Here is a 10,297-nt window from a genome sequence, read left to right on the forward strand (position 1 = left end):
CAAATCCTCTGACCTTTCTACGGGCAGCATGTTAAAACCCTATCTTTATAAGCTGGTCATACGATTCCAGCGCTTTATTTCGCAGCTGAACCAATAGTTCCACCGATAGTTCTGCCTTATTAGCGGCAATCATAAGGTTATGCGGGTCATCCGTTTCCCCCACAGATAAGGCGTACTGTTCCCCCGCATAATCGCTTCTTGCCTCCCCGGCATTATTCCATGCATTTCGAAAAATATCAATGAATCTCGCTTCCTTCGATTGATTCGGTTCCCGTTTATCTAGTTCAAAATCCTCAAGTCGATTCAGCGGCCTCATCCATTGAATAAATCCATTATTTAATCCTTCCATTCCTGTTCAATCCTTCCCGGTTATCCTTTAATTGCCATCCTAAGCTGGGACAATTCACTATTCAGCAGCTTCAGCTGATATTCGTACTGAAGCTGGACGCGGGCCTGCTCTAGATACTCAGCTTCAATCTGGACGTTATTGCCATCAAGCCTGACACTTTCCTGCTCTGTAGTATGTATGACCCCTCTCGTATTTTCTATTGCCTTCCTTATGTCTGAAGACCTACCGCCTCTCACCTGCTCGAGATTTCTTTTTAAGACATCCTCAAATGTCATATAGCGGCTTTTATAACCCGGAGTGTCGTTATTAGCTATATTAGCAGCAATCATTCCATTTTTCTGCCAAAGATAATCCAGCACGCGGCCAGACAACGATATAGAATTCCCAAAAAAGTCCAATTTATTGTCCCCCATCTCTTCAACCTATTTACACTACTATTCATTGCGACAGACAGAATGTTAACGGAACTATCCCCACTCCACTGCTGGCACGCAAACCATATCATCGGCCATGGCTCTTTGAATGCTTTTTGGTGTTTTTCAAAGCATACATCTTTTTATCAGCCCACATCAAAATAGTTTCCGGCGAAATATTCATCCCCGCTTCAATGTGGAGGACTCCATAACTAATTGACATCGAAAATCCTTCGGATAGGCTTTCTATACTTAGGTTTGCCTGCTTCATTTTTTTTAGGGCTATATCCGATGCACAATTAAGAAATAGTATCGCAAACTCGTCACCGCCAATTCTGCAAACAATATCCGTTGTACGCGATATTTTCAGCATCTCATTAGCTACCGTTTTAAGATACCGATCTCCAGAAGCATGCCCATAGTTATCATTGGCATATTTAAGTCCATCTAAATCTATCATACAAAACGAAAATTCATTCTTTTGCGACAATTGTCGTTCTAGTTGCTTCATGCAATATCTTCTGTTATATAGCCCTGTAAGCTCATCCGTATATGCCATTTCTTCCACTTGCTCATGATATTTACACTCATCAGTTACATCTTGGATATAATGTACACAAGCCGCTTTGTTATTCCATTTAATGCCAAAAGACTTTACACGCAGTATTTTCATGCTCCTGGGACAAGTATATTCAAAAATTGAAACCTTACAGTCTTGACTTTGTTTCCTTAATTGCTCAATCAGTTCACATTTGTTTCCACAAGTATATTTTTCTATCTCCATATCATAAAACAACTGATTTGCGGATTGGTTGGTATAAATAACCTCCTTGCTTTCACTATCAATCACAACAATCCAATCTTTCAGTCCATCCATTATAGATTTTATTAACTCAACCATATCCGAAAGTTCAACGGACTGATGCTTTAATTTTGCCTCCCGCTCCGCAAGCTGATGTATCATAGAGTTAAATGATGCCGAAAAATCTCCTAAAAAATCGACCTTTTGGCTGTAATCGCCATTAGCAATTTGATTCGCCTGCCACGTTAAATGTTTGAGCGCAGAATGAAGTTCCTTTAGATTAGCAGCCATAAAATTATGTCGACCAGGCGGTTTCACATCAAGTTCTCCTGCCTGCAAATGTCTTAAAAATTCATTTGATTCAGATAACAAACCCGATAGATAAAGTACGGCTTCCTGTAATTCAGCCAATTCTTCAGATTCACTCTTTAACTCTTCCTTTATCGGTTTATTCAATATGATTTGCCTGACTTGTTCCACAAGCAAATTAATATCTTCTTTATTCAATGCTTAATTCACCTAGATTCTTTACACTCGCTTCAAAGCGGCACACGCGAGACCCCGTAGCCCAGCAATCCACTTCAGTAACCACATATTCCTTTTTTGTATAAACCTTTAAAATCCCTGCCAAAAAGCCCTCATCATAATTGCAAACCGTCTCCCCTGTAATAGGCAAACCGGAGCAATCCAAATCCTCTCCAACAGTCAGAACGGCTTCACCAGTATCCATATCAAATTTCTCAATACGCAAAATGCCAATTTTACTTTCTTCCAGAACCCCTTGCAAGTGGGCAATAAATTCATTAAACGACAACTCTAAGTTAAGAAGATGGTTTGCAAATTCTCTTCCCGCCAGTTCACCTGCATTTCTGAAAATGTCAATGGTAACCTCTTTCCCAAAGCGTTTGACCAGTTCATCTTTAATCGTAAATTGAAATAGTCGGTATACATATACGGGCATTTCTTCTCCTAGATTTTTTCTGCCATCAATAACATCACCTATGGATTCCCACGTGAATTTATTTTCATCTTCTGCATCAAACAATCTGAACATTTTTTTCTCCTTTTATTACTGACAATCAGGGATTCCTAGGCCAAATGCCGCCAGAATACCCTGATTTTTGACATCTAATTTTTTTCCAGATATAGTGGTATCACAACAAAATCATTATTTCATGATATATTTCTCGAGCATATAATACAAAATGATTTTACTATTAATTTCCCATTCATATATCAGAACCAGAAATAGGTTTTGTGACACGGGATAATTTAAACTGCTCAATCAACGATTTCATCACACTGGCCTGCCCGCTAAGTTCTTCACTAGCCGCAGCACTTTCCTCCGATGTTGCAGAATTCATCTGCACCACTGAAGATATCTGATCCACGCCTTGAGAAATTTGAGAAATGGATAATGACTGTTCACTTGATGCCTGCGCAATTTTGGAAACCATTCCCAAAATATCCTCTGCATGCTTTGCCACTTCTTCAAAAGCTGCATTTGTACTCGATGCCAACTGCTCTCCATATGATACATACTGCAAGGAGTTTTCAATTAGTTCCGTGGTATCTTTAGCAGCTTCCGCAGATTTTTGCGCGAGATTCCGCACTTCGTCTGCCACTACCGCAAACCCCTTGCCAGCATTTCCCGCGCGAGCAGCTTCTACCGCTGCATTTAATGCAAGAATATTTGTTTGAAAAGCAATATCATCAATTGCCTTAATGATTTTTTGTATACTTTCAGAAGCTGAAGCGATATCTTTGATTGCTGTCATCATCTGCTTCATTTCCACTTGGCTTTTTTGAACAACCGTTCCCGCCTGTTTTCCTAACACATTGGCTTTTTCTGAATATTCAGCGGTCTGAGAAATCTGATGAGATATATCTGCAATTGTTGCAGATAGTTCCTCAACACTGCTTGCCTGCTCTGTTGCACCTTGAGCCAGGGCCTGAGCGCCATCAGCCACCTGGCTAGCCCCTACACTCACTTGAGCAGAAGCGGTATTCAATTCCAATAATGTGTTATTCATTTTAGCCTGAAAATGTCCGATTGATTTTTGGATATTGGCAAAATCTCCAAGAAAATCCATCGGGCATTCACAAGTAAAATTCCCCTTGGAGAACTCGCTCATGCCATAGTCTATGGCATCAACATATTTTGCTAGTTCTTGAAAAGAAAAGTTCATGCGTTCAGCTAATTCACCAAACTCGTTCCTTGCTTCATATTCAATTCTGGCCTTCAAGTCACCTTTAGACAGTCCAAGCACAGCTTCCTTAACTTTATTAGTTACTCCAGTTATATTTTTAGTCACCTTCATTTGACAATATAAGCCAATAAAGAGCAGTAAAATAAGTAAAACGACACAACTCGCAATAAAGCTCATGATTAGTTTTTGTACATAATTTTCTGATGCTGCCCGTTCCTTACCTATTCGCACCTCAATCTCCTTAGCTATTTCAGCCAAACCGCTTAAAGCCGGTGAGCATTCATTTAGAATAACATCTTTGGCAGCCTCTTTATCCCTTTTTTCCACTTCATCAATAACCTTCACCGCAACATTAAACCAATTCTGGAAAGCATCTTCGTATTTTTTTGCCAAACCGTCTGTTTCCCCATGTGCTTCCTTTAATATAGAAATCTGCTCGTGTATTGTCTCAATACTTTCCTCAATACGTTCTTTTAATCCTTCATAATCCTTTGGGTTATCAGTAATAACCATTTCGCGCAAATCGCGTGCTGCAATATTGGATTCTATTCTGCAGGTTTTAACAGCCAATTCTGTATCTAATGTTTTATCCATGAATACTTGCATACTATCCTTTGTTTTTAGGAGTCCAACAGTACCCACCAATGTAATAACTGCAGCTAAAACAATAATCACAGAAAACACAGTAATCAAATATGGCTTCAACTTCATTCTTTCAAACATATCTTTTGTCTCCTTTTATATTTAGATATTTAGGCATTTGTTACACTATGGCGACAATTTGTTCGATACCTTGTTGCCAATTACTACCATGTGTGTGTCTAATTCTATTAAGACATTTGCAATGTAAAAACAACATCTACAAGACTAAGACCGGCAAGTCGACACATACATTATTATTAAAACTTTCATAATGCAGAATTCCTTCAGGTTTGTCACGTTTTATAACCTTGAACCGTTTGTTCTCAAACATCTTGGGTATTTTGCCAGAAAACCGTGAAGCAGCGTACCTGTTTAAAAATACAACTGCCTTCTTACCTTGACCAAATTTTTCCCTAAACTGCGGTACTTTTTCAAGTCCACTCTGCATCAGAAATCTGTCTATGTACTCCTAAAAGAAGCGCTTACACTGAAAGGAATTTCTTCCATGCACATGACTCATCTACTCAAGGTGAACTCTCATAGGTACTTTACCAAAAAGCAGACGAAAGAATTAGAAGTTCTCGCACAGAAGTCTTTCGGTGTTAACGATAGTACTCTATCTATTCTGATAACTCACTCCATTGTCCAGATTGAGTGGCCTGACACTCTGGTAAGCTGCTTGTATTTGTTGGCTTAGCTCCGCCTGTGTACCATCAGACTACACGCACCTACATGTCTAAACGCAGATCCAAAGTACTGCATTATGCACTTATGAATGCAACTTCATAATATTGTAAAAAACAACACTGCTTTCAAGGCCTATTGTGATACCATGATGGCAGCTTGCCGGAGTCATCTGGATGATACTGACTGACGATAAGGAATTTAACCTCGAATAAGAGGTCTTTATACCAATATTGATAAATTTTGAAAATGCCCCCCATGTTGCAATTGCTCAAACACTTAGCCCCCTCTCAATCTAAACAACATAATATTGATTATGTTATAACTTTGTGATTTCTGTCGTGTTTTATAGTTATATAATTTCCTTATATGGAGTATTAAACAATAACGTTGTAATAGATGCTACCTCTAAACCATCTCAAAAGTAACAGAAAAAAGGCCGGTAAGTCTTGTTATTTACCGGCCTAGGTGGCGTTTCTCGCCATTTTTTGCCAGTTATAGTTGTAATTTATCGAATGCAATGATATAATCACAAAATAAGAAGGCTTATGTAACATAATCAATATTATGTGGTTTTTTTAGATTCTGCTTTTCTTGTGTTTCTCTGTATCAGTATATCTGTCTCTGTGTTGCTGTTTCCAGGTTTGCATTTTCCTTCTTTGCAGTTTAGATTACCAGTTTCAATCCTTCCAGCATCCGGATATGGTTCGCGCCGGCTGTTCTGGTGTAGATTCTGGTGGTATTCACACTGGCGTGTCCCAGGATATCTGCCAGGTAAAAGATATCCTTATGCTTCTTATAATAAGTGCGCGCAAACAGGTGGCGCAGATTGTGCGGAAACACCTTGCCCGGATCTACTCCGGCTTCTTTGCTGAGCTTCTTCATCATGCTCCAGATATTGCTGCGGTCTAACGGATTTTTATGCCTGGAACAAAATACCGGCCCAGCTTTGATTTCTTTCTGTCTGCAGTATTTCATCAGGCGTTTCCGCAGTTCCTTGGTCAGATAGATCTGGCGCCATTTTCCCTTACAGGAGACTTCTGCTCTTCCCTGAGTGACGGCCTCCGCGGTGATATACACCAGTTCACTGATCCTTATGCCAGTTCCGGTGATGGTTTCTATGATTAGGGCCAGCTGCTCTTTCTTTTTCCGCCGGGCAGTTTCAATCAGTTTTTCATATTCATGCTGCTTTAGCTCGCGAGATTCGGACGTGAACATCTGCTGCTGGGATTTTAGGCCTTTCACGCAGCATTCGTTCCAGCCCAAGTATTGGAAGAAGCGATTAATCGCAACCAGCATGCTGTTGATACTGGAGACTTTGTATTTCGTCTTTAAGTATTCTTTATATTGAATCACCCGGTCCTTGGTGATATCTTTGTCATCTCCCAGCCAGTGCATGAAAGTTTTGATGTCCCGGATATATTTTTCGATAGTGGCAAGGCTCTTTTCGGCCTCGGTCAGTTCTTGTCGGTATCGTTGTAAGTCTACTATATTAATGTGCCGCATAGTCATGACTCCTTTCTACTACAATATATTTATTAGGCGTTTGCGAAACGTCAAAACCCGCATAATTGCGGTGTTTTTTCTTTGCAATAATAAAACAACTCCTCACTGGTTTATGGTAAAATTGAATTGTCCAGAAACAATCAACCATCCACCTGAAAGGAGTTGCTACATTAATGATACCATACAAACAGCTTTCTTTGGCAGATATTTTTAACGATTGCCAAAATAAATTCGACAACGATAAATATGGGTTTCTTGAGCTTCTCTCACAGACCATTAACCCTGATGAAATTGTCCCGGTGTCCTTTATTTCTCATTTCCACGCTTCCACCGGCAGACCACGCAAGCATTAGCTCTATCTCATGCTCTGGGCTCTGTTATTACAGCGCATCTTTTCATTTCCCACCGTTTCTCTTTTGATTATATTTCTTAAATACTCTCAGGAACTCCGTGAGTCCTGTGGCTTTGATGTAGTCCCTGATGCTTCTAAATTCAACCGCTTCAAGCAGGATTTTTTATTGGACTTACAATTGATGCCGATCATCTCGTTGATCGGACCGAACCAATCCGCCAAAACATAGATACCTCCAAAGCTTCTATGCTCCTCTTTGAACCTCCGGAATCGAAGCCCGGGTCAAGGAAAATAATCCCAAGTCCGCTCACCAAACAGCTCAAAGCTTTAAAAAAAGCAAAAGGTCTGGATAATTCTTATGACCCTTATAAAGCCGCCTACAGTTCTGTGCCTTCCCATGCTGCTGCGAATCCTGCGATTCAATAGATGTACATCAATGGACATTTCTATTATGCCTATAAGTTTGGTATCGTAACCAACGGGCTTGGCATTGTACGTGATATCAGCTTTTACAGTAAAGACTTGCTCACCGCACACCCGGATATCGTGATAGCGAAAAAGTTGGATTATCCGGATGAGGATAAAAGCCTTGCAGGTTCAAAAGCTTTAATTCCTGTCCTGAAAGATTTCTTTGAAAAGCATCCCATCATTCACCCAAAAGCCTTTCTGGGCGATGCCGCTTTTGATTCCATTGAAATCTATAAATACCTTTTGCAGGTAGCGCCTTTTAATCAGGCATATATTCCCTTGAAAAACAAGCTCAAAATCGAAGGGATTGATTACTCCGTAAATGAAGAAGGGATCCCTTTCTGTCCAAACAACTCTTCCCCGCTGATGCGCAGGGAAGGCGGCAAAACGCATTTGCGCTGTGGATTGCCTACGATAAAGTACGTATGTCCCAAAATGAAATGGGAATACAACAAAGAAACCAAAACCAAACGCCGGGGCTGCCACTGTGGTAATCCCTACACCTCTTCTTCCTACGGCCGCATAATCTATGTGTATCCCGAGAAGAACCTCCGCGCCTATCCCGGAACCGTCAGAGATACCGCAGATTGAGACAGCACTTACAAGATCAGGGTGTATGTTAAAAATCTATCAACTATTTCTAAGACAGTTTTGTGTTGCGGGACGTAAAATACAAAATGTGAAAACGCTTCATGCAGACTTGCTGCTTTCAGGTATTGCACAGCTTGTAACGGTAATAGTAGCAGACAAAATTCGTAAACATGAGTACCTTCGTAGTCTGAGACCGCTGATTGCCTGAGTGTACCAATTTTATATTCGCTGATTGACGGGTATTTCCAGCCGTCTCATTGTTGTACGCAAAATTCTGCCATTGCATAAAGTTTATGCGTGCCATTCGTGCTGCTCTGGCGGAATGGATGGTTCACCACGTTTCACAATTACCTAACAATATATTTATGGTTAATATCCCCTACAGCCAGTAAGGACTTATCCATCATGTTGCTTAAGCTGTGATAATGATGGAGCAATCGGTATATCAGGCTTTGTTAGTCATTCACGATTGGCTTTATTTTACTCTTTCTATAAATTGGAAGAAATAGTTGGTTTATGGAAGAGGTGGTATAGATTTCCAGATAAATGAAACCTAAACTTAAAAATAGCACCTTGCCATGGTATGTCCCTTGTCAAGTAGACAAGTAAAATATCTAAAATCAGGTGCTAATGAATGGCCAAACAATTTTCTGTCCTCAAACTCTGCCGATGCGTGCTTTGGAAGCAGTACCTCTTTATACAAAACTTGGTGTAGTCATGGGTAACTCCGTCCCACTCATTTTTAACCCCCGCATAAATACAGTATATGTGGAGTTTTACTCATGGCTAAAATTTCAGAGAGGCATTGGGAGAAATGTATGTAGAAACCTCTTCCATGTATGGCTATGAAAATTTCTTATGTGGTTTTAAGCTGGGTGCTTCGCTCATGCTGGAAATTCTGAAAGGCGAGGACGGGCCGGAAGTTTGACACACTGCCTCCGCTTCACCTATCCAGGCAGTCAAGGGCCGGGTAGTATTTTCTACGCTATGCTCCGAAAATCTCCACCCTTAAACCCTTGACTGCCTGGATTTTTGCCATACATTGGCCGCGCCGACAACGGGGAACAGGATAAAAACTGTTTCCTGTTTGTCGTCCCGTCCATTATACGGCAAAACCGGTTCCGCTGGTTTCTTTCTGCCGATTGGTTCCTATGGTGGCTCTGCCCCCATCCCCCCGGCCTTATCCAAAGAACAGAATACTATATCATAGTTAAAATTGTAGCTTCGGGCCAAGTTCGAGGTGTTGACAAAGCCTATAGAAAACTGTCCGAGTGTGATAAAATAGGGATAAGAAAGGCTGGTGGTTTAGCGTATGATAACGAGAATGGAAAACAAGTAAATCAAGTTTCACATGGTAACAATTGAAAATCTGGTACCGGAAAAACACTTCTTACGCAGGCTGGACCAGCTGGTTGACTTTACATTTATTTATGAGGAAACCAAGAACGGCTACTGCCCAAACAATGGACGGCCGAGTGTGGATCCTGTGGTTCTGGTGAAATATTTGCTTATTGGATTTCTCTATGGCATCCCCTCGGAACGCCGAATCGAGCAGGAAATCCAGGTGAATATGGCCTACCGCTGGTTTTTGGGGCTGGATATGGATGAGCGTGTCCCGGATCATTCCACCATCTCTCAAAACAGAAGACGGCGATTTCGGGGAGAAGCCCTATTCCGTCGGTTGTTTGAGCGGATTTTGGAGCAATGCATTGAAAATGGCTTGGTGAAGCACATCGAGTATATGCGCAATCACTTGGGACTGAACATCAAGAAAACCGGCGGGGACAGCGCGTATGGCGCCAGTTTGATTTGCCAGACGCTGGAGGATCTGGGCATTGAGTTATACACGCCAAAGGCATTTTCCAACTTTCTTATCCCCCCATTTCACCCTTAGATCGAATTTCTTGGGGCTTTGTCAACACCTCGATTTTGTCCCGAAGTGGCTCGTTGCGGTGCTTCCCATGCCAGGATATTCCTTTTCGGACGGTCATTTGATTTTCAAGGTGCTGTTCACCGATGAACTAAGATAAGTCTACACCTAAATGACCGCCAGCCCCGTATATCCATAAAGTCGGAAATCAGCCCGGAAAACTCACTATTTCCACGCTCTCGGAATTGTGGTAGAATACAAAAAGGAGGAGATTGTATGGACATATATGTCGAACGGATAGGGAAAGTGATAACTTTAGAGGAATGGAAAAAATATGTGCAATCAGACAAAGAATTGTCATTATCAGAACAAGGAAAGGGGATAAATCCCTTAACCCGTACAACAATGTA

Annotated in this window: 7 protein-coding genes and 2 pseudogenes; 3 read left to right on the top strand and 6 right to left on the bottom strand. The window is 41.1% G+C overall.

The genetic code is table 11. The features are described 5' to 3' along the window. Nucleotides 1-31 precede the first annotated feature (31 nt). The 6 genes from fliE to H8S75_RS21535 all read right to left on the bottom strand — a co-directional run bounded on the left by fliE (nucleotide 32) and on the right by H8S75_RS21535 (nucleotide 6,606). On the bottom strand, nucleotides 32-349 hold the full coding sequence (fliE, locus tag H8S75_RS21510; RefSeq protein ID WP_187023306.1) for a flagellar hook-basal body complex protein FliE: 318 nt from the start codon (nucleotides 347-349) through the stop codon (nucleotides 32-34). Nucleotides 350-369: 20 nt separating this feature from the next. Then, nucleotides 370-762 carry a flagellar basal body rod protein FlgB gene (gene flgB / locus H8S75_RS21515; protein WP_002570085.1) on the bottom strand — a complete coding sequence of 131 codons (393 nt, stop codon included), beginning with the start codon at nucleotides 760-762 and terminating at the stop codon, nucleotides 370-372. Nucleotides 763-850: 88 nt separating this feature from the next. After that, nucleotides 851-2,071 (bottom strand): sensor domain-containing diguanylate cyclase, encoded by a 1,221-nt coding sequence (locus H8S75_RS21520; RefSeq protein ID WP_021641553.1) that lies wholly within the window; start codon nucleotides 2,069-2,071, stop codon nucleotides 851-853. Beyond that, the gene (locus tag H8S75_RS21525; protein WP_002570087.1) at nucleotides 2,064-2,618 is read right to left on the bottom strand and encodes a V4R domain-containing protein; all 555 of its coding nucleotides are present in this window, start codon (nucleotides 2,616-2,618) and stop codon (nucleotides 2,064-2,066) included. Before H8S75_RS21525 ends, H8S75_RS21520 begins: the two co-directional genes overlap by 8 nt. 175 nt (nucleotides 2,619-2,793) lie before the next feature. Continuing rightward, on the bottom strand, nucleotides 2,794-4,497 hold the full coding sequence (locus tag H8S75_RS21530; protein ID WP_187023307.1) for a methyl-accepting chemotaxis protein: 1,704 nt from the start codon (nucleotides 4,495-4,497) through the stop codon (nucleotides 2,794-2,796). Between the two features lie 1,269 nt (nucleotides 4,498-5,766). Next, nucleotides 5,767-6,606, bottom strand: a complete 840-nt coding sequence (locus H8S75_RS21535) for a tyrosine-type recombinase/integrase (RefSeq protein ID WP_187023308.1) — start codon at nucleotides 6,604-6,606, stop codon at nucleotides 5,767-5,769. A 173-nt stretch (nucleotides 6,607-6,779) separates the two neighbouring features. On the opposite strand from H8S75_RS21535, the pseudogene H8S75_RS21540 reads away from it, so the two are divergent. From H8S75_RS21540 to H8S75_RS21545, 3 genes and pseudogenes are all read left to right on the top strand, one after another. Then, a pseudogene (locus tag H8S75_RS21540) lies at nucleotides 6,780-8,014 on the top strand (transposase); the annotation flags it as partial. Between the two features lie 808 nt (nucleotides 8,015-8,822). After that, nucleotides 8,823-8,945, top strand: coding sequence for a DUF6809 family protein (locus H8S75_RS33405; RefSeq protein ID WP_330615962.1), 123 nt, complete (start codon nucleotides 8,823-8,825; stop codon nucleotides 8,943-8,945). Nucleotides 8,946-9,368: 423 nt separating this feature from the next. Next, nucleotides 9,369-9,869 (top strand): annotated as a pseudogene (locus tag H8S75_RS21545) (transposase); the annotation flags it as partial. Nucleotides 9,870-10,297: the final 428 nt, after the last annotated feature.

Origin of the sequence: Hungatella hominis, from assembly GCF_014288005.1 — a bacterium.
Taxonomy (GTDB): domain Bacteria; phylum Bacillota; class Clostridia; order Lachnospirales; family Lachnospiraceae; genus Hungatella; species Hungatella effluvii.

Bases quoted from the DNA above. Each gene is read 5' to 3' on its own strand.
- H8S75_RS21535 (WP_187023308.1), bottom strand. From the start codon at position 6,606: ATGCGGCACATTAATATAGTAGACTTACAACGATACCGACAAGAACTG.
- H8S75_RS21530 (WP_187023307.1), bottom strand. From the start codon at position 4,497: ATGTTTGAAAGAATGAAGTTGAAGCCATATTTGATTACTGTGTTTTCT.
- H8S75_RS21525 (WP_002570087.1), bottom strand. From the start codon at position 2,618: ATGTTCAGATTGTTTGATGCAGAAGATGAAAATAAATTCACGTGGGAA.
- fliE (WP_187023306.1), bottom strand. From the start codon at position 349: ATGGAAGGATTAAATAATGGATTTATTCAATGGATGAGGCCGCTGAAT.
- flgB (WP_002570085.1), bottom strand. From the start codon at position 762: ATGGGGGACAATAAATTGGACTTTTTTGGGAATTCTATATCGTTGTCT.